Genomic DNA, 23370 nt, shown 5'->3' with positions numbered 1-23370 from the left:
GCCAGGGCATGAAAGTCGCGATCGGCAGCGGCCGGTTGCGGTCCCTGTCAAAACATACGCATGCGTACTGTTCGACTCTTGCCAGCGCCCGCACGCGGGTTGGTTTGCTCGTTTCGCAGGGGCGCGAGCACCGCCGCTTGCAAGCCACCGACGTTGGGGCTGCCGCTCCTTACCGTGCCCCGCGGTCCGAAGGCGTCCCTGGATCGCGTTGTTCTTGACGTCATGCGCCAGATATTCCATGCCGCCGTGCTGCTGGCCTGCTGCTGGACGGGCGGCAGTCCGGCTGCGCAGCCGGCATCGCGGGCTGCGACTTCGCCGGACGCATCGCCGCGCGCGAGGGGCGGATCCGCTACGCCGCCGAATATCGACGCCGTCCGCGATTCGATCGCCGGCCCCTTGATCGACGCGATATCGATGCGGCTCGGCGGTCGTGCCGTGGAGCTGCGATTGGGGGCCGTCGATATCCGGGCCATCGACGGCGATGAACGCGCCATCAGCGGCACCGGCGACGCGCAGATCATAGGGCTGCAGGGCTGGATCGGCTTTCGGTTCGGCTTGCGATACGACGGCCGCCTGCGCAGATTGAGCGCTCCGGATGTCAGCATCGATCGCGTCGCGGCCGGAGAGCGCGATCTTCCCAACGACCCGCTGCTGGTACGGCAGCTCGAAGCCCTGGTGACCGCGGATCTGGCCCAGGAGTACCGCAAGCCGTCGGCCCGGCTCCATCTCGAACGGGTCTCCACGGTCGAAGGCGATGGCCAGCGCCTGCGGATCGACGCACAGGCCACCGCCTACCTCGATCCTTATGGCCCCGGCATGCCGTTGACCGTCGTGGCCCTCTACGATCGTTCCGGCGGCGCCTGGCTGAAGCTGGAATACCGCCCCGGCCTCGATGCCGCAAGCCATGCCTGGGATCGGCAAGCGTCGGCCCGTTGATGCGCCATGGCCGCGGCGCGCACCGGTGCATCGGCGCGCCGCCCGCGCAGGCGCGGCGGATAGCGCCGACACGTCGCCCGCCTGAGCCGGGGTTGCGGCCGGATGGTTTCGATGACGATGGGCAGGATCGACGGTCCCCGCGCATCCGACGGCCGGAACGCCACGATTCTGTCGTTGCTCAGGTTGAGCCAGCCCGTTTGGATAGCGAGCGTCCTTTGCCCGGGAACGGGGTAGCCAGGAGTGAGGGCTACGTATCGGCAGGTAGAGCGTCATGAAGGGCCACCCGGCAGCGTACCTTCGCTTCGATCCTAGTTCAGCGCGGAAACCAAGCAGACCACATCCGTCGTCGCGTGCGTCGCACGCAAGGCGGGTGGCGTCGTGAGCATCGCACTGGCCAGTCGCAAGAATCGCGCGTTGCTGCTGCTTTGGCTGGGCGAGACCTGGCTGCTGATCCTGTCGGTCATGGTGGCGGCATGGCTGCGCTTCCAGGACACATCGCAAAGTTTGTTCAGCTTCTTCCAATGGGCGCCCGTGCGCGCGTTCGTGTTCGCCGTCTTCATCACCGTGTCGATGGTGGCGTTCGGCTTGTATCAGGTGCACGTGCGCCACAACCGGATGGAGTTCTTCGTCAGGTTGCTGCTGTCCTTCGCATCCGGCGGCATCGTGTTGCTGGTGCTGTACTACGTGGCCCCCGCCGCCTATATCGGCCGCGGCGTGTTGGCGATGGCATTGGTGATCGGCTTCGTCGTGGTGGCCGCGCTGCGTATGATCGTCGAGCGGGTGTTCAAGACCGATTTGTTCAGGCGCCGGGTACTGGTGTTCGGCGCGGGCAAGAACGCCGATCTCATCAATACCCGCTTGCGGCGGGGATCCGACCGGAGATCCTTCGTGGTCGTGGGCTTCGTGCCGGTGCCGGGGCAGCCGGTACTGGTGCGCGAGAACCTGCTGCTGAGTACGGATTTCGCGTTGTCCGAAATCGCGGAGTGGCTGCACGTCTACGAGATCGTCGTTGCGCCCGACGAGCGACGCGGCGCGCTGCCGATGGAGGAGATGCTGACGTGCGCGCAGCGCGGAGTCACCGTGACCGATCTGTCGACGTTCTTCGAACGCGAGGCCGGCATGGTGAAACTGAACGTGGCGGACCCGTCGTGGCTCGCGTTTTCGGGCGGCTTCGACCACTCGATGCCGCGCCGCCTCAACAAGCGCTTCTTCGACCTGGCCGCGGCTTGCGCGCTGTTGCTGGTCGCCTGGCCCTTCATGCTGCTGGTCGCGGCATGCATCACGCTGGAGTCGCGCGGTCCGGTCCTGTATCGGCAAACGCGGATCGGTGAGAACGGACGCACGTTCGAGCTGATCAAGTTCCGCAGCATGCGCGTGGATGCGGAATCCGACGGTGTGGCGAGGTGGGCTACCCAGAACGACGATCGCACCACCCGGGTCGGCAAGATCATCCGCCTGTCGCGCCTCGACGAGCTTCCGCAATTGTTCAATATCCTGCTGGGGGAGATGAGCTTCGTCGGCCCGCGGCCTGAGCGGCCGAAGTTCGTCGACATGCTCAACCAGGAAGTGCGCTACTACAACGTCCGCCATTGCGTGAAACCCGGCCTGACCGGCTGGGCGCAACTGCGCTATCCCTACGGCGCGTCCGTGCAGGATGCCGAGGAGAAGCTCACGTTCGATCTGTTCTACGTGAAGAACCACGGGCTGGTATTCGACCTGCTGATCCTGCTGCAGACGGTCGAGGTGGTTCTGTTCCGCCGCGGTTCGCGCTGATGCCGCCGGCGTGCGCTGGCGCCCGTTCCCGAGATCAGTTCGCAGGCTCGGATGCGTCCGCGTCGTTGTGCATGCCGGCGAAGGAGAATCGCACTTCGCCGTAGCGTTTCGCGATGTAGTTCAGCAGCGCATGGATGAAAACGATGACGCCTGTCATCTCCATGCCTTCTTCCAGGCTGACCAGCAGGTGATAGGTGAGGTTCCTGTGTCCGTGCGCCTCGCGCCACCATCCCTCGACGAGTTCGACGCCCAAGGCGCCGCCCAGGTAGATCGCGGCGGAAATCACGAAGGCGATCGCCGTCCGGCGCGGCAGGCGGAACAGGAAACGCAGGAAGAACGCGCCTAGGGCGGCGACCAGCGCGAAGCCCGGAATCACCCAGGCGAAAAAGAAGATCCCCAGGTGCTGGCCGCCGAGCAGCGTGCGCAGCGGCGCGATCAGCAATTCGTGGAACGACAAGTCTTCGTCCAGGGTCATCAGCATGAAGCCGGCGGCGAGAATCGCCCACTTCGACACGTCGACACCCTCGTGCTGCCTTTCCAGCACGGCGATCAGCGACAGGGTCAGCGAGGCGCAGAACAGCAGCAGGGTCGAAAACAACGCCGGCAGGTTGTTTTCTCCGTCCAGACTGATCATCGCCAGGCCGACGACATGCTCCTGGTGCGCGATCAGCCGATAGGCCTGCAAGCTGATGTTGGCGGCCACCAGCAAGACCGTCGCGAGGGACAGGGGCCCGGTGATGGCCCATGGGTTGAGCGGGATCTTCCTGGCGTCCATCGTTTCACCAGTCGCCTGTGTGGTTTGGTTTCCGCCTCGCGCCTGCCTCATGAACAACGGGCCTGGGCCGCGTCTGCGGACATCGCGACCAGGTGTGGCGCCTTCGTAAATGCGGATGCCGACAGGCGCGGATGCGCGATCGCGGGCCTGCTACCTCAGCCATTCCCCGGAGGCGAGCGCCAGCAGGCCGAACAAGAGGATCAGGACCGCGACCGCCAGTACCAATGCGGCCCGCGACGGCGCGGGCGGGCTAGGGTCGGAGGAAGGGCGGGACTCGACAGGGCGTGAGTCGAAAGGGCGAGACTCGTAAGGGCGTGGGCTGTAGGCGGCATAGGTCCGAGGCGCGCCGGCCTGCGATGGACCGCCACCGCCGATCCGGCGCGGGGCTTCCCCGGGCAGGCGCCCGTAGCGGCGATGGAAGCGGGTGGCCGTGGTGTAAAGGCCGATCAGATCGCACAGGTAAGCCGATTCCTGCGATGGCAGCTTCGCTCCGGGGCGCCGGGGGTGCAGCTCGGAAATCCGCCGGCGATAGGCAAGCTGAAGTTCCTCCAGGCTGCAGTTGGGCCTCAGCCCCAGTTCGGAGTAGAGCAGCGTCAGGTCGGCTTTCATCGGAGACCTCCCATGGCCCCATCGTAGCGCGCAGAGCGCGCGTGGGAAGCGATTTGCCTGCAATTCGCGCATGGCCGCATGGCCACCCCGACGGCGTTTGTCATGACATCGACGCGCGATCCTGACCCTGCCGGATGCCGAAAGGGGAGACACGACTGGGATGTCATCACGGGAGGGTCGCCAGGTGCTGCGGGCGAGGGCAGGGGAAACATGGGTAAGAACGAACTATCCGATGATTCTTCGCAGTACCGCCCGCTCGCCTGCATACCGCAACTGGTCGAACAGCAGGCGGCCGCGCAGCCGGATGCGATCGCCGTCAGCTGCGACGGCGCCAGCCTGAGCTATCGCGAGCTGAACCGTCGTGCCAACCAGCTCGCCCATCGCCTGCGTTCGCTTGGGGTGGGGCCGGAGACCTTGGTGGCGATCGGTTTGGAACGCTCCTTGGATATGGTGGTTGGGTTGCTCGGCATCCTGAAGTCGGGCGGCGCCTACCTGCCCGTCGATGCCTCCTATCCGCGCGATCGCGTGCAGTTCATGTTCGAGGACGCGCGTCCCGCCGTCTTGCTGACATCGACGCGGCAGCGCGACGCCTTGCCCGCGACCGGCATAGCGACCTTGATCCTGGACAGCGACTGGGCCGAGTTCGCCGCGGAGCCGACGCACGATCCCGAGCCGCTGGCGCAGCTCGAAAATCTGGCCTATGTCATCTACACCTCCGGCTCGACGGGAACGCCCAAGGGTTGCCAAGTCACCCATGCCAACGTCGCGCGACTGTTCGTCGCGACCCAGCCCTGGTTCGGCTTCGGCCGCGACGATGTGTGGACCTTCTTCCATTCGCATGCCTTCGATTTCTCGGTGTGGGAGATATGGGGCGCCCTGATCTACGGCGGTCGCGTCGTGGTCGTGCCGTTTCTGGCCAGTCGCTCGCCGGAAGCGTTCCACGCGCTGCTGCTGCGCGAGCGGGTGACCGTGCTCAATCAGACGCCGTCGGCGTTTCGCGGGCTCATCCACGCCGACCTCGCGTCCGCCAGCGGCCCCTCGGAGCTGGCGCTGCGCTACGTGGTGTTCGGCGGCGAAGCCCTGGAACTGCAGATGCTGCGCCCGTGGTTCGAGCGTCACGGCGACCGATCGCCGCGGCTGATCAACATGTACGGCATTACCGAAACCACGGTCCATGTCACCTACCGGCCGATCGCGCTCGCGGACGTGGAGCGCAACGCGGGCAGCGTGATCGGCGACCCCATCCCCGACCTGCGCCTGTATGTGCTCGATCCCGAACTCGTGCCGGTCGCGGTCGGGGAAGTCGGCGAGATCCACGTTGCGGGCGCCGGGGTGAGCCGCGGCTATCTCAATCGCCCCGATCTGACCGCCGAACGGTTCTTCCACTGGCGCTCGCCCCAAGGGCAGAGCGTGCGTCTCTACAAGACCGGCGACCTTGCCCGTTCGCTGGTCGATGGCGATCTGGAATACCTCGGCCGCAGCGATCACCAGGTCAAGATCCGCGGCTTTCGCATCGAGACCGGCGAAATCGAGAGCGTGCTGGCGAGGCACCCGTCCGTCCGGGCCTGCGCCGTGATCGCTCTCGACGACCGCGCCAGCGGCGAGGCGCGGCTGGTCGCCTACATCGTTCCAGCCGACGCGCACGCTTCCCACGCGTCCTTGCGCGACCATCTCGCGACGGTCCTGCCGGACTACATGGTCCCTAGCGCGTTCGTCGAACTGCAGGCGCTGCCGTTGACCGAAAACGGCAAGCTCGACCGTCGCGCGCTGCCGGCCCCGACCCGGCAGCGGCCCGAACTCGCCCATGCGTTCGAGCCGGCGGTCGGTGCGCTCGAGGCCGCGCTGTGCGCCGCGTTCGGCGACATCCTCGCGGTCGACGACGTCGGGCGGAACGACAACTTCTTCGAACTCGGCGGCGATTCATTGCTGGCGGCAAGGCTGCTGCAACGGCTCCAGCAAGCCGGAGCGCACGCCAGCGCCATTCCGACCGCGCAACTGTTCCGCTATCCGACGCCGGCGACGCTGGCCGACTCGCTCGAAGGCCGCGGCGCTGCGGGGATCGATCCGGCACGTTATGCGTCGGCGCATCGGAAGCAAGGCGGCGGGACCGTCGCCGAGCCCATCGCCATCGTCGCCATGTCGGGGCGCTTTCCGGGCGCTACGGATGTCGAGGCGTTCTGGCGCAACCTCTGCGACGGACGCGATTCGATCACGGTGTTCGGCCCGGAGGATCTGGATCCCGCCGTCGCTGCGCGCGATCGCGACGATCCGGCGTATGTGCCCGCGCGCGGCGTGATCGACGGCGTCGAGCGGTTCGACGCGGCGTTCTTCGGCATCGGTCCGAAGGAAGCCGAGCTGATGGACCCGCAACACAGGATCTTCCTGGAACTCGCTTGGGAGTGCCTGGAGCGCGGCGGCCACGTGCCCGACGCCAGCTCGGCCCCGGTAGGCGTGTTCGGCGGCATGTTCAATGCCAGCTATTTCCAGCGGCATGTGTCCGCGCACCCGGACCTGGTCGACAAGGTCGGCGCGTTCCAGGTGATGTTGAACAACGAGAAGGACTTCGTCGCCACCCGGGTGGCGCATAAGCTCAATCTGACCGGCCCGGCGGTCAGCGTGCATACGGCGTGTTCGACATCGCTGGTGGCGATCTGCCAAGCCGTCGACAGCCTGACGCTCGGCCATTGCGACATGGCCCTGGCCGGCGGCGTCGCCGTCACTTGCCCGCCGCGCAGCGGCTACTTCTATCAGGAAGGATCGATGTTGTCGCCCGACGGCCACACCCGGCCGTTCGATGCGAGCGCGCAGGGCACCGTGTTCAGCGATGGCGCGGCGATCGTGCTGCTCAAGCGCCTGTCCGATGCCTTGGCGGACGGCAACCCGATATTCGCGGTGATTCGCGGCAGCGCGGTCAACAACGACGGCGCCGGCAAAGCCAGTTTCACCGCCCCCAGCAGCGAAGGCCAGGCGGCGGTCATTTCCATGGCCCACGATCGCGCGCACGTGGATCCGCGCAGCATCGGCTACGTCGAGACCCACGGTACCGCCACGCCGGTAGGCGATCCGATCGAGATCGAGGGCCTGACGCGCGCATTCCGCAGGGGCACGCAGGAATGCGGCTTCTGCAGGATCGGCTCGGTGAAGAGCAACGTCGGTCACCTGGTCATAGCCGCGGGCGCGGCCGGCGTGATCAAGACCGCGCTGGCATTGGCCGAACAGCGCATTCCGGCAACCGCGCATTTCAAATCGCCGAACCCGGCCATCGATTTTTCCGGGTCGCCGTTCGTAGTCAACGACGCGCTGACGGACTGGCCCGCCACGGACGTCCCGCGTCGAGCGGGCGTGAGTTCGTTCGGCGTGGGAGGCACCAATGCGCACGTCGTGCTGGAGGAGGCGCCGACGCGGCCGGTCTCGGACCCGGCGCATGGGCCGCAATTGCTGGCGCTGTCCGCGCGCACGCCGGCGGCGCTCGCGCGCGCGGCGACGCGCCTGGCCGACCATCTGGATTCGGATGCGACCATCAACCTGGCCGATGTGGCGTGGACGCTGGCCGTGGGCCGCAAGGCGTTCGCACATCGCATCGCCGTCGTCGCCGACGACGTCGCCGGTGCGGTCGCGCAGCTGCGCAGTCCGGAAATCGCAGCGGCTGCGGCACGCGGCCAGCCGGTACGGCAGGGCGAGGTGGTGTTCCTGTTTCCCGGACAGGGCGCGACCTACCCGGGCATGGGGCGTGGCCTGTACGGCACCGAGCCGGCCTTCCAGGCAGCGTTCGACGATTGCGCCGATGCGCTGCTCGCCGAACTCGGCTTCGACCTGCGCGAACGCGTTTTCTCGGACGACCCGGAAGCGCTGCTTCCCACCGCGATCATGCAGCCGGCGACGTTCGCGATCGAGTACGCGATCGCGCAACTGTGGATGAGTCACGGCATCGCGCCGAAGGCGATGATCGGACACAGCATCGGCGAATTCGTCGCCGCGACGCTGGCCGGCGTGTTCACCTTGCCCGACGCGCTGAAGCTGGTTGCGCGGCGCGGCGCGCTGATGCAGGCGCAGCCGGCCGGCGGCATGCTGTCGGTACGGCTGGCGTTGGACGAACTGCTGGCCGCAATGCCAGCGGACCTGTCGCTGGCCGCCGAGAACGCGCCGGGCAGCGCCGTCGTATCGGGCAGCTTGGAGGCGGTTGCGCGCTTCCAGGCCGAACTCGAGGCCCAGGGCGTTGCATGCCGCGCGCTGCGTACCTCGCACGCCTTCCATTCGCAGATGATGGAGCCGGTGGTGGCGCCGTTCCGTGCCGAGGTGGCCGCGCTGAAACTGTCCTCGCCCCTGATTCCCATCGTTTCGACCGCGACCGGGGATTGGCTGGAGGCACAGTCGGCGAGATCTCCCGACTACTGGGCCTCGCACCTGCGCGAACCCGTGCGCTACGCGAAAGCGCTAGCCAAGGTGCTGGAAACACCGGCGCGGGTGCTGCTCGAAGCGGGCCCGCGCGCCACCCTGAGCACGCTGTCGCGTCAGCAGCCTGCGATGCTGAAACAGCAGGCCACGGCGGTGCCGTCGCTTGCCGACGACCCTGCGCTCGAAGCTGCCAGCATCCTGTCCGCCGCGGGTCAGCTGTGGTGCCGCGGCACGCCGCTCGACATCGCCGCGTTCGACCGTCGCCACTCGCGTCGGCGCGTATTGCTGCCTACCTATCCGTTCGAACGTCAGCGCTACTGGGTCGAGGCTGCGGCCAGCCCGGGCGTCGTCCAACTCCCCGACGCGGGTGTTGCGCCTGCGGTTGCGTCGGCGCCCGCACCCGCTCCCGAGGATGCGGCCGTGTCGGCCGCCGTGGCGGCGCCGGATCGGCGGACGAGGCTGGTCGCGCGGCTTTCGGACATCTTCGAGGACGTGGTCGGCTTGGACCTGTCCGAAGTCGACGACGAAGCCAATTTCATGGCGCTGGGCTTGGACAGTCTGATGCTGACCCAGGTGGCGCTGCGCCTGCAGAAGACATTCTCGGTCAAGCTGACGTTCCGGCAACTGATGAGCGAGTGCAGCAGCCTGCGAAGCCTCGCGACCATGCTGGATGCGCAACTGCCGCCGGAGCCCGCGGGCGTGCCGGTGTCGACGGCCGTGGCATACGGGCCGGAGAGCGCGGAAGACCCGGCGCGCCGTCTGCCGGAACAACAGAAGCCGCCGCTGCAGCAACCGCTTGTCGGGCTCGATCCGTCGAAGGACGCAGCGGCATGCGCGGCGTCCGGCAACGACGCCACCGAGCTCGTGCATGCCGGCTACGACCTGTCCATAGACGGCGCCCTCGTGCGCGTCGCGCCGACCACGGAGCCGCAGCGCGAGATTTGGCTCGCCGATCAGCTCGGGCGGGATGCGTCGCTGGCCTTCAATCTGTCAGTGTCGCTGCGGTTCCAGGGCGGGTTGAACCTGGAGTTCATGCGCGACGCACTGCAGGAGCTGGTGGATCGGCACGAGTCGCTACGCGCCAGCATCGGCCCGGATGGCGAGAGCTTCCGTGTCCTGCAACGGTGCGCCGTTCCGCTGTCGATCAAGGATCTTTCGTCGTTGGTTCCCGCCGACAGGCGGGACGCCGTCGACGAGAGCATCCGGATCACCGTGGAAACGCCCTTCGATCTCGCCCAGGCGCCGCTGTTTCGCGCCGAGCTTCTGCGCCTGGCGGAAGACGACCATCTGTTGTTGCTGACGGCGCACCACATCGTCTGCGACGGGTGGTCGTGGTGGGCCATCGTGCGCGAGCTCGGCGCGCTGTACGGAAAGCGCTTCGAAAACGCGGCCTCGACACTGCCTGACGCATCCTCGTTCGTCGCCTACGCAGTGGCGGAAGCCGGGCATCAGAACGACGCGGCCCATGCGGCCGACGAGGCGTACTGGCTCTCGCGTTTCGCCGCCGGCACGCCCGTATTGGAGCTTCCTACCGATCGGCCGCGGCCGCCGATCCGGAGCTTCGCCTCGGCGCGCCTGGATCACGTGCTCGACGCCGGCTTACTGGATGGCCTGCGCCGGCTGGGCGCGGCTCGCGGCGTCGGTATGTTCGCCACGCTGCTGGCGGGGTTTTCGGCGTTGCTGTCGCGTCTGTCGTCGCAGTCGGACGTGGTGGTCGGGATTCCCGCGGCGGGGCAGGCGATCTGCGGCGCCGACCACCTGGTGGGCCACTGCGTCAATCTGCTGCCGCTGCGCTTCGAGCTGGATTCGGCGAACTCGTTCGCAGACGCGATCGACGGCGCGCAGGCGATGCTGCTCGATGCGCTGGAGCACCAGCGCTACACCTTCGGCACGCTGCTGAAGAAGTTGCGGATACGGCGCGATCCCGCGCGGATACCGCTGGTGAGCGTGCTGTTCAACCTCGACCAGGCCATGGATCAGGAATGCACCGCGTTTCACGGCGTGTCCATGGAGTTCGATAGCAATCCACGCAGCTTCGAGACGTTCGAGCTGTTCGTGAACGCGGTACAGGTTCACGGCCAGCTGCGGCTGGAATGCCAGTACAACCGCGACCTGTTCGATGCCGCCACCATCCGGCGCTGGCTGTGCGCCTATGAAGCCTTGCTGCGCGCCGCGGTAGAGCGCGAGACGGCGGGCTTCGCGAGCCTGCCGCTGGTCGATGCGGTTGCGCGGCAGGAGCTGTCGTCGTTGCAGCCGGTTGCGGTCGCCTACGACCGCGAATGCAGGATGCACGAGTATTTCGAGGCCCAGTGCGACCGTGCGCTGGGCGGTGTCGCGCTGCACGCAGGTCGGGCGTCGGTGAGCTACGCCGAGTTGGAGGCCCGCGCCAACCGCGTTGCCCATGCGTTGCGCAGCCACGGCGTCCGCCGCGGCGCCTTGGTGGGCCTGGCGCTCGATCGCGGTCCCGACATGCTGGCCGCGCTGCTGGGCATACTCAAGGCAGGCGCGGGCTACGTGCCGCTGGACCCGCAATTCCCGCCGGAACGCCTGGCCTACATGGCCGCCGATGCCGGACTGGCCCTGCTGCTGACCACGCGCGAGCATGCCGCGAACTTCGATCTGCGCGGCAGACCGGTGCTGTTGTTCGACGAACCCGCGCCCGAGCTTGCGACAGCTGCGACGACGCGGCTTGGCCGCGACGAACACGCCGCGCAGCCCGAGGATCCGGCCTACGTGATCTACACGTCGGGGTCCACGGGCCGCCCCAAGGGCGTCGTCGTGCCGCATCGGGCCGTGTCCAACTTCCTCGACAGCATGCGCCGCGAGCCGGGGCTGGTCGCGCAGGACCGGCTGCTGGCGCTGACCACGCTGTCGTTCGACATCGCGGTGTTGGAATTGCTGCTGCCGTTGGCGGTCGGCGCGCAGATCGTGCTTGCGGATCGCGAAACCGCCGGCGACGGAGCCGCGTTGCGCAGGCTGCTGGAAAGCAGCGGCGCGACGGTGATGCAGGGCACGCCCTCGAGCTGGCGCCTGCTGATCGATGCGGGCTGGCACGGAGGGCGCGAGTTCAAGGCCCTGTGCGGCGGCGAACCGATGGCCGTCGATCTGGCCACATCGCTGTTGTCGCGTTGCGGATCGCTGTGGAACGTCTATGGGCCCACCGAGACCACGGTGTGGTCGACCTGCGCGCGCATAGTCCCGGCTGACGATGGACAGGCGCCCGACATCCATATCGGCCGACCGATAGGCAACACCAGCGTGTGGATACTGGATGCGCACGGCGAGCTTTGCCCGCTCGGCGTGCCGGGTGAGATCTGCATAGGCGGCGAAGGCGTCACCAAGGGCTATCTGGAGCGGCCTGAGTTGACGGCCGAGCGCTTTGTGGCCGACGGCTACACGGCGACAGCCGCCAGCACGCCGGGGCGCGATGTCGCGGCTTTGCTCTACCGCACCGGGGATCGCGGCCGCTGGCGCGCGGACGGCAATCTCGAGCACATGGGCCGTCTCGATCACCAGGTCAAGGTGCGTGGCTATCGCATCGAACTGGGTGAGATCGAGACCAACCTCGCCACGCGCGAGGAGGTCGCCCGTGCGCTCGTGATCGTGCGCGAGGATCGCGCGAACGACCAGCGCCTGGTGGCCTATCTGGTCGCCGCGCCGGGCGCGAGCATCGACGAAGCGGCCTTGCGCGCGCATCTGCGCGGACTGCTGCCGGCCTACATGCTGCCGCAGCATTTCGTCGTGCTCGAAGAGATTCCGCTCTTGCCCAACGGCAAGATCGACCGGAACGCGCTGCTGCCGCCAGTCGCTAAAGAGGAGGCGGTTGCGCCTTCTCCGAGCGCGACTGGGGCGGCAGCCGACCCACGTGTCCGTTACCTGTCGCAGATCTGGTCCGAGTTCCTGGGCCTGCCTGCAGGCCCCGACGACAACTTCTTCGAACTGGGCGGCCACTCGATGCTTGCGGTACAGATGGCCAATCGCGTCGAGCTCGATACCGGCAGGCGGATCAAGTTGATCCGCCTGGGCGTGGAGACCCTGGCCCAGGTCGCCGCGGACCTGCCCGTTCCCACGGACGGCGCCATACCCGCAGGCGGCGTGGGCGGGCGCATCAGCAACGGTTTGCGACGCCTGTTCGGACTGCATCAGGGATCCCGCCCATGAACCTGGCTGCCTTCAACTGCGATCCCGACAATGCGCGGAGGCGGTGGCGATGAGCCTCGATGGTTGGGAGCCGTTCTGGCTTGGACCTGCGTCGCACCGGCTGTATGCCGCGCTCCACGCCGCGTCGGGTGCGCCGGAGACCGGCGTCGTCCTGGTGCCGCCGTTGCTGCATGAAATGCCGCGCAGCCGCCGGTTCGTCACCGAAGTCGCCAGCGAACTGGCGAGCCTGGGCCTGCCGGCCCTGCGTTTCGATTTTCACGGCACCGGCGATTCCGCGGGCAGCGGGGAGGGATTGGATCTCGCCTCGATGCATCGGGATCTGGATTTGGCGACGGCCGCGCTGCGCGAAAAGACCCGGATCCGGCGGCTGGTTCTGATCGCATGGCGCGGCGGCGCGCTTGCGGTGCGCGGATGGCTGGAGCGCGGCGGTTGCGCCGACCTGATCCTGCTTTGGGAGCCGATAGTCGATGGCGGCGCCTGGGTGCGGGAACTGGTGGAGGGCGATGCGCGCGAACGTGCGCTGCGTCCGCCGCCGCGTGCCGGCGTCGCGCGCGCGACCGATCCGTCGGACGGCCAGTTGATGGGCTTCCCCGCGCCGTCGCGCCTGCGTGCCGACCTGGAGAAAACCCGCCTGGACGACGGCATGCATCGCCACGCCGTACCCGTGTGGGCGATCGTTCGCGACGATCTGGCGGCGCTCTCCATGAACATCGCCAGGAGATTGCCGCTGCCTGCCAATGCGCCCAGCTTCAGTATCGGCGCGGCGATGGACGCGACATTCTTCCTCACGCCTCCGGTTCGCGAGCTGGTCGGCAAGTTGGGACAAGCGGTTCGCGAGGAAGCATGGGCATGAATGCGCTGCTGGATGCCGCGCCCGTCGAGGCCGCCGCGGCCGAGGATGTGTTCGTGCGCTTCGGCCCCGGCGGACGCTTGCACGGCGTACTCAGCGGCGCGCCCGGCACCGGGCCGACGCTGCTGTTGCCCAGCGCGGGCCTGCAACCTCGATCCGGGCCGTTCCGATTGCATGCGCTGCTGGCCCAGCAGCTCGCGGCGCGGGGCATTCGAAGCTTCCGATACGATATTCCCGGCGTGGGAGAGGCGCCGCGCATGCCGGAGTGCGACGCCACGCAGGCGACGATCGCCGCCTTGGACCAGCTCGAGGCGATGCACGGCTGCCGCGTCTTCGCGGTGGGTGGAATCTGCAGCGCCGCCGATACCGGCTGGGATGTCGCCAACATCGATGCGCGGGTGTCGGCGGTATTGCAGCTGGACGGTTTGTGCTTCACCGGTCCCTGGTACCACTACGCGCGTACGCTCGAGCTGCTGCGTCGCCTGCCCAGGGAATGGCGGCACTTCGCCCGCAAGATGCGCGGGCGCATGCGCGGAAACGCCGGTCTGGATTCGAACGCGTTTCGCACCTGGCCCAGTCATGCGCAGGCTCGGGAACAGTTCGCGGCGATGGTGGCGCGCGATGTCCGCCTGCTGTGCATCTTCAGCGGCGGCTTCGCCGATCGGTTCCTGCATACGCGCCAGTTCGAATGGGCCTTCGGCGCCGCGGCGCGCGACCCGCGCGTGACGATGCACTACTGGCCCGATTGCGACCACACTTATTTCGGGCGGACGCAGCGCGAGCGCCTGATCGCAGCGATCGTGGACTGGATGGCCCGGTTGCCGGGGCGGCAAATCGGATGACAGGCATCGGCACGCGAGCGCGAACCCCGCTCTATCCCGCGCCAACGGTCGCCGCGCGGCCGTTGCGCGTAACCCTGGTAGGTCCGCCGCAGGTGCCGGGCTGGTTACGGGCATTCCACGGTCTGGCGGCCGACTATGCCTGGATCGAGCTGACGACGCTGATCGCCGACGACGCGGCGCTGCCCGAGGTCTCCGGAATTCCCGGAAGCGTCCGCGCCTTGCTTGCGTTCGAGCATGCCTTGCTCGGCGGCAGCCGCAGCCTGGCGGCGACGCCGATGCCGTCCGATCCGCAAGAGGCCACCGGACGCGGACGCGAGGTCTCCCTGCCTGACCGCATCAGCGGATCGCACCCCGATCTCGTCATCGTGCTCGGTACCGAACCCTGGGCGTCCGCCCTGGCCAGCCGGATCGAATGCGCTTGCTGGCATATCGACGCGAGCCTGCTCGACCCTCGCAATGCGGGGCTCTCGCTGCTAGGCCCGATGATGCGCCGCGAAACCGCGACGCAGATGGCTCTGGTCCTGCGCGAGCCGAACCAGGCTCCCATCGACCTCGCCGCCAGTTGGGGCCGGACCCGGGCGACTTCATTTCTCAAACAGCGCGAAGATGCGTTCCGCAAGCTGCCCGCCTTGCTGCTGCGCGCCCTGCATCGCAGGGCCCGGGAAAACCTCGCCGCAGGCTCCGTTTCGATGGCGACGTTGGAACTTCAGCCGCAGGCGCCGATCGGGCGATCCGCCGGGCTACGCGCATTCGCGTCGATCGTGCGTGCGTCCCCACGTTGGCTGACCGGCTGGTTCAGGAACGCTCGCGTCGGCTGGACGCTGGTGCTGCGCCTGGGCGGAGCGCCGCTGGATCCGCAGTCGCCGGTGATCGGATCGCATGCGCTGCTGAAAGCGCCGAAGGGGTGGTGGGGCGACCCCTTCGTAGTGATGGCGCAGGATCGCAGGCTGCTGTTCGTGGAGGAAATGCTGGACCCGCGCCTCAAGAAAGCGACCATCGCCTGCGTGGAACTGACGGCGGGGCGCGCGCGCGCGCTCGGCGTCGCCTTGGACGAGCCCGGGCACCTGTCTTTCCCGCAAGTCTTTGCCTCCGATGGGCAGTGGTACATGACGGTAGAGTCCAGTTACGACCAGCGCGTCAGCCTGTATCGGGCCACCGACTTCCCGTTGGGATGGACGCGGGTGCGGGATCTCGTCACCGGACGCGTCTGCGTGGATCCCACCCTCCATCATCACGAAGGCCGTTGGTACCTGTTCGCCAACGTCGCGGAGAACCAGAACAATACCTGCGACGAACTGTTCCTGTTCGTCGCCGATAGGCTCGACGGACCGTACGTGCCGCATCCGGAATCTCCCATCGTCTGCGACGTGCGCCGCGCACGGATGGCGGGAAAGCTGTTCCGGCGCAACGGCAGGTTGATCCGGCCGGCGCAGGATTGCGGGCCGGGCTATGGCAATGCGGTCGTATTCAACGAAGTGCTGGAGCTGGGGCCCACTACGTACCGCGAGCGGCCACTTTCGCGGCTCGCTCCCTACCTGACGCGCAGTGTCGATGGATGCCATACCTACAACGCGGCCGGCGGCGTCGAAGTCCTGGACGTGCTCGGGCGCCCGCCGAACAGCGCGTATGTGGAGGTGCTGGACGAGCGGGCCGCAATGGACGCAGGTGCTCGCGCGTCGTTTGCCGGCCCAACGCAGTCGGTGGCGGCTCCCCATCCGGCGTCGGTCAACGGCCCGGCTCATCCGGACTCTCCCCGGCGGTGATGCGAAATGGCGTTCCACGGCGATCGAGGTTACGCGGTATGAACGGTTCGGCCGAGCGCGCGTCGGGCGCGGACGAAGGCATGCGCACCATGCCGCGGGAGCGGCCAAGCATCATTACCCATTACCTGCGCTACTCGATCTCCAACGGGCTGGTGATGTTGGCGGGTTTCATCTCGTTCCCGATCCTGACCCGCTTTCTCGACAACACCCAGTTCGGCATTCTCCGGTACTACGAAACCATGATGCTGCTGGGCGTTGCCATCATCAAGCTGGGCACGCCGCACGCGATCGTGCGCTTCTACCCATACGACGGAGACGAGCGGCGAATGCAGGAGTTCGGCACCAACATGGTGCTGCTGCCCCTGATGCTGTCCGGCACGATATGGCTCGCGGGGGTGTCCGTCATCGCGCTCTGGTCCTGGCTCGGGGAAGGCGCGTTCTCGCCATTGGTCTGGTGCGCGGTGGTGATGATGCCGATGTTGGCGGCCGTCAATATCGTGCAGATGGTGATACGCGCCAGCGAGCGCTCCGACATCGTCATGGCCATGCGCGTCATCGGACGCATGCTGGAGCTGGTGCTGGTGTTGGGCGCGGTGATCCTGGTGCAGAGGAGCGCTTTGGCGGTATACGGCGGCAAGATCGTCGCCACCGTGCTGTTGCTGGCCTGGCTCGCGCACTGGATGTACCGCAACGTCAGCGTCGCGCGCGGTGCGTTGGATTGGCATGCCGTGCGTAGCGGATTGGTCTATGGGCTACCACTGATGGCGCATGAGCTGGCCTTCAGCATCCTGGCCAACGTGGATCGCGTTCTGATCAAGCAGATCACCGGCGATTTCGCGGCCGTCGGCATCTACGCCATCGGCTATTCGCTGGCGATGCAACTGAACGTGTTCATAGACGCGACCCTGTCCGAGGCGTTCACGCCGGTGGTCATGCGCGCCTACGAAACCGGCGGCAGCGACGCCGTGCGTGCGCTCAAGGAGAAAGTATTGCTGCCGATGACCTACGCGGTGGTGGCGGTGATCGGAATTCTGCTGGTGTCGGGACAGGACCTGTTGGTGGCGCTGAGCGGGCACGACAAGGCCGCATCCGGCGAAGTGTTCATCGTGATCGGGATCACCGTGTCGACCTATGCCGTGCTCGCCATCTCGAACTACGGCCTGCAATTGAAGAAGCGGACGATGCAGGTGCTGGTCATCACCCTGGGCGCGGCGCTGCTGAATGTCGTCATGAATTTGATCCTGATTCCGAGAATGGGCTACATGGGCAGCGTGTGGTCGACCGCGATCGCCTACGGCGCGTTGGCCGTCGCCCAGTTCGCGATCTGTCCCAAGGGATTGGCGCGCCTGCCGGACGCGCGTGCGGTCGCGGTATCGCTCGCATGCCTGGTGGTGCTGGTGTGCGTGGCGCGCAGCACCGACCTGTTCGGGCTGCACGTCGTTTGGCAGCGGTTGGCGGTCGCCGGCTTGCTGTTCGTGTCGTTGTATGCGTTGCCGGTCATGGTCCTGGATCGAAAAATGCGCGGGATGGCGATGGCCCTGATCGCGCGGTCGCGATGAGGTGACGACCTGGCTGCTCTCTCCGCTCGCGTGGCTGTTGCTGGCGGCTGCGGCGATGCCTTGGGCGTGGGGCCGTCGCCAGCGCCGGCGATGGCCGTTGATCGCGAGCGCTACGCTGGCGGTCGTAGCGCTGGCGAGCATGACGCCGCTGGTGGCCAATCTGCTCGGGAAGCCGCTGCAAGCTCCGGTCGCTGCGCCGCTCGCGTGCCGAACCGCGCCGCCGTCGATTGCCGTCGTGCTGGGTGGCGGTAGCGACGGGCGCCCGCGCGGCCCTGCCGATTTCTCCGTGCTCAATCTGGCCTCGCGGCGACGGATGGACCGCGCGGTCGCCTGGTGGCGCGAGCGCGAAGGGCGCCTGCTGGTGCTGGAAGGCGGCGAGCCCCGCGGCGGCATCGGCGTGGCCGAGCTGATGGCGGCGTATGCGCAAACGCAGGGCATTCCGGCGGCGGCCCTGCGCGTGGATAGCCGATCCGACGATACCTGGGACAACGCTCGTCATGCCGCGGGCTTGTCGCCGCCGCTGCCCGGCCGCATTGTGCTGGTGACTTCGCTGATCCACATGCCGCGTGCACGCGCGGCGTTTGCCGGTGCGGGTTTCGAAGTGTGTCCGCTGGCCACGGATGCGCGCAGCTTGCCCTCGCGCCTGCCTTGGGCGCTGGTTCCGCGAACCAGCGCGCTCGCCAATACCGAGCTTGCCCTGCACGAGTGGGTGGGGATCGCCTACTACCGCTGGCGCGACCACGGCGAGCGGCCCGCGAGCCGATGAGGAGCGCGCAGCGCGTCGGGCCGCGACCATCCCGCCGGTGAAAAGATCGGCGCAAAAAAAAGCCCCGGATAGCCGGGGCTCTTTCTTGCTTCGGTACGGCCGCTTACTTGTAGACCGAGAAGGTCGTGGTTGCCGTCTTCGTCAGGCTGCCGGAGGTGGCCACCGCCGAGAGCTTGTAGGTACCGATCGAGCTGGAACCCACGCCGGAGGTGAAGGACACCTTGGCATAGCCGTTGGCGTCGGTGGTGGCGCTCAGGATCACGTGGTTGACGCCGTTCGGCTTCAGCGCGTCGAACGCGACGCTCGCGCCCGAGACCGCCACGCCGTTGTTGAGAACACGGGCGGTGATCGACACGACTTCGCCGGCCTTGTAGCTGGCCTTGCTGGTGCTGACGGTTTCGGTCAGGCCGACGGCGGCCGCGGCGACGTTATAGGTGACCGAGGCGTTGCCGGTATGGGTCGCACCGTTGGCGCTGCTGGTGCCCACGCCGATGCCGTAGCTGCCGACGGCGGCCTTGGTGTTCGACATCACGGCCAGGGTCGCCGTGCCGCTGGCGCCAGGAGAAAGCGCGATCGCGGTCGTCGACAGTTCGCCGGTCCAGCCGCTGGGAACGCTGCGGGCGATAGCGAACGAGGTGTTGGCGCAGGCGCTGCTGTCGTTGTTCTTCAGGCTCAGCGTGTACTTGTTCTCCGTGCCGGCGGCGACTGCGGCGGTCGGACCCGTGAGGGTCACGGTTGGCGCTGCGCGGGTGCAGGTCGGAGTCGGCGGCTGCGGCGGCTGCGAATTGCCACCGGCCTGGACTTCGTAGGCGCCCACGTCGTTGGCGGCACCCGAAGGACGCGGCTGCAGGACGAAGTCGGTGGACATGCCGCTGATCATCGGGGCCTTGTCGGTCACCGGGCTACCGGCGAGCGGCTCGGCATCGAACGCCGCCAGGGTCATGTTGGTCAGCTTCGGGTCCTGGGTGCAGGTGGTTCCGGTCTGGCAGGTGCGCACTTTCCAAGCCATGTTGCCGGAGAAGGACTTGGCTGCCGGAGCGCTGCCGCCGCTGAACAGCGTCGCGGTGGCGTTGTTGGCGTAGTACGGGAAGCCGACCACCAGATTGTTCTGGATGTTGACCTTGTCGGTGGAAGCGCCTTCGCCATAGGCGATCTGCGCATCGCCTTCGCCGGCGATGGTGTTGTGGCGCACGGTCGCGGTGTCGTTGCCGGTCAGGATCAACAGCAGCGTGCTGCCGTAGGCGCGGCACAGGTCGGCCTCGGCCATGTAGTACTTGCCGTGGAAGTAGGTACAGTTGCCCACCAGGACGGAGTTCTCGATCAGCGAGTTGCCCTTGATCTTGACCTGGTTGCCGGCGTTGGCGACCGAGTAGATGCGGCGCAGCGTCACGTTGGTGGTGTCGGCGCCGTTCATGTAACGCAGGTCCAGGCCGTCGGACGTGTTGTGGTGGATGAAGGCATCTTCGATCAGCCACTGGCCGCCGGTGTCGACGGTACCGAAACCGTCGCCGTAGCCGCCGGTGGTCTGCGCCCAGCAGGCCCACGGCTCGCCGGTCGCGACGCGCTCGCCGCAGCCGTTCCAGCCGATCTCGATGTCGCGCATGATCATCTGGCCCGAGTTCGAACCGGTGCCGACGTTGCCGTCCCAGCCAGCGCTGCCGTTCTTGTTCATCTTGACGCGTTCGAGGGTCCAGTTGGACAGGCCGCCGGCGTTGAAGCCGCGCGCCGCCATACCGTGCACGTTCACGTCGTGCATCCACACGTTGTCCGAGGCCGTGGCGTAGACGCCCACACGGGCCCAGGCCATCGCGCTGGTGCAGGTCGCGGCGGAATTGGAATGGTTGTAGACGCAGTCGCTGTTGTCGGTGATTTCGAGATTGCCGACTTCGACGTTCGAGCTGCCTTCGAGGTTGAGCACGCGATGCGTGCCGGCGACGCCGACCAGCTTGGTGCCGGCCTTGCCGAGGATGCGGGTGCGCGAGGCCGAGTTCGGGCCGCTCGGAATCTTCTGCATGTAACCGCCGCTGCCGATCTGGAAGCTACCGGCGCCGATCAGCAGCGTGTCGCCGCCTGCGATGCGTGCGCTACCCGAGGAGGGCATGGCGATGTTGGGGTTCTTCCAGGCGCAGGCCTGGGCGGTTCCGCTACCGGGATAAGCCGCATCGGCGCGGCCGTTGCACTGGGCGGCATCGCCACCGTCGGTGCGGACGTAGAAGGTTGCGGCTTGAGCGGTGCCGAATGCGGCGAAGCCAAGCGACGGAAGTAGAAGCGAAAGAAGAACTCTGGGCAGCTTGTGGCTGCGAAGGGAGGATGGGGACATTTAGACTTGCGACTCCGTAGGGTTCGGGTTGGCGATTGGTGGCACCTCCTTTGTGGCCGGGGGCGGATGCTAGGGACGGGGGGCTGTTTTTTTTGTGACATTCATCGCAATTCACACGATCTTCACGTGTCGCAGATCAGCCAAGAGTGACTTTTGTGACGCAGAACCTGACAAATTCGGTCATATTCAGCTGGGGTTCGAAGACATAAATGCTGAACGGGGCGTTTTCGGCAAAGTCTGCGGCATGGCGCGGCTTCGCTCGGCCGTGTTGGCCTTAAGCGCCTGATGGCGGGGTTGCGCAAAAGCCGGCTCGGATAGACCCGGAATAGAGCGTGCCAAGGGACGGGCACGTCTTCACCCGTCAGTGACTTGGCTGACTCCGTCTGCGGCGCTTGCGTCGCATTTGCGGGTGAGACGGGCGCCCCCAAAGCGCGTCTGCGCAGACGTTCGCGGGTACGACGGAGACGGGTAGGGCGCCTGGGACGGCACCGTCACGCAGGGTCGTTGCGGTCGCGGCCGGCGGGGTCCAGGCCGATCCTCGGGCGGCGAAAGGACGGCCTGGCCTTAGCCCAACTTTCCGTCGTAATCCGTCCTGTTGACGTAACCGGCCGCCCCCGCCTGGGAGATGATTCTGCCCGGTATGCCGACCACCACCGAGTCGTCCGGGATGTCGGTCGTGACCACGCAGTTGGCGCCGATCGCCACGTTGTCGCCGATACGCACGCTGCCGGCGATCACCGCTCCAGGGCCGATATAGATGTTGTTCCCCAGGACCGGATAGCCCTGATTCCTGCCGCGGTTCGCGCGCCCGATCGTCACGCCCTGGGAGATGTTGCAGTTGCGCCCTATCGTGGCCTTCTGGCTGACGACGATGCCGCCGAAGTGGCCGATGTAGAAGCCGCTGCCGATGGAAGTGCCGGCAGGGATGGAAATTCCCAGCTTGTAGACCAGGTGCCCGAGCACGAGGCGCGCGAACGGATAGAGCGTGTACCTGAGCAGGGGATTGCCCTTCGCGTAGGCGCAGGTGCGCATCCAGAAATTGTATCGGTACGACTCGCCGTGGAAGATGTAACGAAGCAGCGAAGTCCGTTTCGCGTTTCCGGTGATCCGATAGAGATCGGAAAGCACCAGGAACCGGTACTGCGAAAACGTCATGGGCGTTCCCGCCTGCGCGCGTTCCGAGGACGTGTGGCCGATCCTGGAGACATCGTTCGACGGGCGCGCGCTGTCGTCCATCAGCCGTTCGCCTTGATGTGCGAAATCACGGCCTTGAATTTGCCGTTCGCCGATCGCGGTATCGATTCGACGGGCTCGACGATCACGCTCACGTCTCCAAGGCGCTGGCGAACGCGCTGCGCGATGTCGGCGGCATCGGCAGGGCCGTAGGCCGCGGCCGGCACGATCTTCACGCGGATACGGTCCAGCGCCTCCTGAACGATCTGGCCTTCGACGACCTGGTCCTGGCCGACGAAGATCCCGTGGAACCGGACCATCTGACGCCCGTCCGGACCGACCACCACGTCTTCGACCCGGCCGATCACTTCCTTCAATACCGGCATTGGGCGGCCGCAAGCGCATGGCTCCGGATCCCAGGCCGCGACGTCGCCGACGCGATACCTGATGAAGGGCTGGTACTGGCGTACGAAGCCGGTGGCCACGACTTCTCCGGCTTCGTCTGGATCGCAGGCGCTGCCGTCGGGGCGCAGGATCTCGACGACACCCGCATCCGGACTCACGTGGAGGCGGTGATGCGCGCATTCGCTGGCGAAGACGGCGTTCTCGACGGTGCCGTATTCCTCGAACACCGGGCACCCGTAGGCCTGTTCCATGACCGTGCGCATGCCCGCCGTGAGCTTTTCGCTGGTCGTCACGACGGCCTTCAACGGCGGGACGTCGAGGCCAAGGTCCTGGATGTGGCGCGCGAGCAAGTAGTACGAGACGGCGTATCCCGTCAGCCACTGCGTCTTGTGGCGCCGCAGCGCCTCCACGTATCGGCCGGCGTTGGCGCGGCTCAGATGGAAGGCCGAGAAGTAGACCTGGTTTTCCACCCCGTTGTAGCGATGGAACGGGCCATCGCTGTTCGCGTCGGGAACGACGATGCGCCCGGAGAAGGTCGCGCGGCCCTCGCTGAAGGAGGTGCCTGCCCAGTTCGCGGATCGCGCTTCGCGCAGCGCCCTGGCGTCGCGCGCTTCCCGGGCCGTCCACAGGGTCGATACCGGCGTGCCGGTCGATCCGCTGGTGAGGAAGCGGTAGCGCAGCAAGGGACGCGCATCGTCGCGGGCGAAGTCCTGCGGATGGCTGCGGATCGGATCCTTCGACAGCAACGGAAGCTCCGACAGGCGTCCCGCGCGTGCCGCGGCTTTTTCGTCGGCGCTCCAACTCCGCCGGTAGTAGGGAATGTGGTCGGCGGCATTGCCGAGCATGACTTTCAGCCTTTCCGCCTGGTACGCGGCGAAGCGGTCGAGCGGCCAAGCGTCGCGATCGCGGTAGCCACGCAGCAGGTCGGCGTATCCCGGTCCCGAGCGCAGCCAATGGCGATAGAGACCGAACGCGGATGCGGCCACGTCCTGGCCCCGTTGCGGCAGATGCGCGTAGATCTTGTCCGTCAGGCCCATGGTGGA

At 67.2% G+C, this 23370-nt stretch carries 13 protein-coding genes; 8 read left to right on the top strand and 5 right to left on the bottom strand.

Annotation, left to right across the window (positions count from 1 at the left end):
• The first annotated feature begins 222 nt into the window (after positions 1 to 222).
• Both LVB77_RS14215 and LVB77_RS14210 read left to right on the top strand, forming a co-directional pair.
• The gene (locus LVB77_RS14215) at positions 223 to 936 is read left to right on the top strand and encodes a hypothetical protein (protein WP_232906745.1); all 714 of its coding nucleotides are present in this window, start codon (positions 223 to 225) and stop codon (positions 934 to 936) included.
• Positions 937 to 1314: 378 nt separating this feature from the next.
• Entirely contained in the window at positions 1315 to 2709 is a 1395-nt protein-coding gene (locus LVB77_RS14210; protein ID WP_232906744.1) for a TIGR03013 family XrtA/PEP-CTERM system glycosyltransferase, read from the top strand.
• 34 nt (positions 2710 to 2743) lie between these two features.
• Here the strand turns inward: LVB77_RS14210 and LVB77_RS14205 are convergent, their stop codons facing one another.
• Both LVB77_RS14205 and LVB77_RS14200 read right to left on the bottom strand, forming a co-directional pair.
• A complete protein-coding gene (locus LVB77_RS14205; RefSeq protein WP_232906743.1) occupies positions 2744 to 3484 on the bottom strand; it encodes a hypothetical protein in 741 nt (246 codons plus the stop codon).
• Between the two features lie 150 nt (positions 3485 to 3634).
• Positions 3635 to 4093: a J domain-containing protein gene (locus LVB77_RS14200; protein ID WP_232906742.1), complete on the bottom strand. Its 459-nt coding sequence runs from the start codon at positions 4091 to 4093 to the stop codon at positions 3635 to 3637.
• A gap of 210 nt (positions 4094 to 4303) precedes the next feature.
• Here LVB77_RS14200 and LVB77_RS14195 point away from each other — a divergent pair, with 210 nt between their 5' ends.
• The 6 genes from LVB77_RS14195 to LVB77_RS14170 are packed head-to-tail and all read left to right on the top strand — an operon-like array spanning position 4304 to position 18429.
• On the top strand, positions 4304 to 12649 hold the full coding sequence (locus tag LVB77_RS14195; RefSeq protein WP_232906741.1) for a non-ribosomal peptide synthetase/type I polyketide synthase: 8346 nt from the start codon (positions 4304 to 4306) through the stop codon (positions 12647 to 12649).
• A gap of 49 nt (positions 12650 to 12698) precedes the next feature.
• A complete protein-coding gene (locus LVB77_RS14190; protein ID WP_232906740.1) occupies positions 12699 to 13502 on the top strand; it encodes a hypothetical protein in 804 nt (267 codons plus the stop codon).
• Positions 13499 to 14341: a hypothetical protein gene (locus tag LVB77_RS14185; protein WP_232906739.1), complete on the top strand. Its 843-nt coding sequence runs from the start codon at positions 13499 to 13501 to the stop codon at positions 14339 to 14341. The genes LVB77_RS14190 and LVB77_RS14185 overlap by 4 nt, the downstream gene beginning before the upstream one ends.
• Positions 14338 to 16104: a hypothetical protein gene (locus LVB77_RS14180; RefSeq protein WP_232906738.1), complete on the top strand. Its 1767-nt coding sequence runs from the start codon at positions 14338 to 14340 to the stop codon at positions 16102 to 16104. The genes LVB77_RS14185 and LVB77_RS14180 overlap by 4 nt, the downstream gene beginning before the upstream one ends.
• 38 nt (positions 16105 to 16142) lie before the next feature.
• Positions 16143 to 17663 carry an oligosaccharide flippase family protein gene (locus LVB77_RS14175; protein WP_232906737.1) on the top strand — a complete coding sequence of 507 codons (1521 nt, stop codon included), beginning with the start codon at positions 16143 to 16145 and terminating at the stop codon, positions 17661 to 17663.
• A gap of 1 nt (position 17664) precedes the next feature.
• On the top strand, positions 17665 to 18429 hold the full coding sequence (locus tag LVB77_RS14170) for a YdcF family protein (RefSeq protein WP_232906736.1): 765 nt from the start codon (positions 17665 to 17667) through the stop codon (positions 18427 to 18429).
• A 103-nt stretch (positions 18430 to 18532) separates the two neighbouring features.
• On the opposite strand, the gene LVB77_RS14165 is transcribed toward LVB77_RS14170, so the two are convergent.
• The 3 genes from LVB77_RS14165 to LVB77_RS14155 all read right to left on the bottom strand — a co-directional run bounded on the left by LVB77_RS14165 (position 18533) and on the right by LVB77_RS14155 (position 23364).
• On the bottom strand, positions 18533 to 20749 hold the full coding sequence (locus LVB77_RS14165; RefSeq protein WP_232906735.1) for an NEW3 domain-containing protein: 2217 nt from the start codon (positions 20747 to 20749) through the stop codon (positions 18533 to 18535).
• 564 nt (positions 20750 to 21313) lie between these two features.
• Complete coding sequence (locus LVB77_RS14160) at positions 21314 to 21985, bottom strand: serine acetyltransferase (RefSeq protein ID WP_232906734.1); 672 nt, start codon at positions 21983 to 21985, stop codon at positions 21314 to 21316.
• Positions 21985 to 23364 carry a hypothetical protein gene (locus tag LVB77_RS14155; protein ID WP_232906733.1) on the bottom strand — a complete coding sequence of 460 codons (1380 nt, stop codon included), beginning with the start codon at positions 23362 to 23364 and terminating at the stop codon, positions 21985 to 21987. The genes LVB77_RS14160 and LVB77_RS14155 overlap by 1 nt, the downstream gene beginning before the upstream one ends.
• Positions 23365 to 23370 lie beyond the last annotated feature (6 nt).

The organism is Lysobacter sp. 5GHs7-4, assembly GCF_021284765.1.
Taxonomy (GTDB): Bacteria; Pseudomonadota; Gammaproteobacteria; order Xanthomonadales; family Xanthomonadaceae; genus Lysobacter.
The sequence above is the reverse complement of the archived record's forward strand: the minus strand, read 5'-3'. Positions and strand labels throughout refer to the sequence as shown.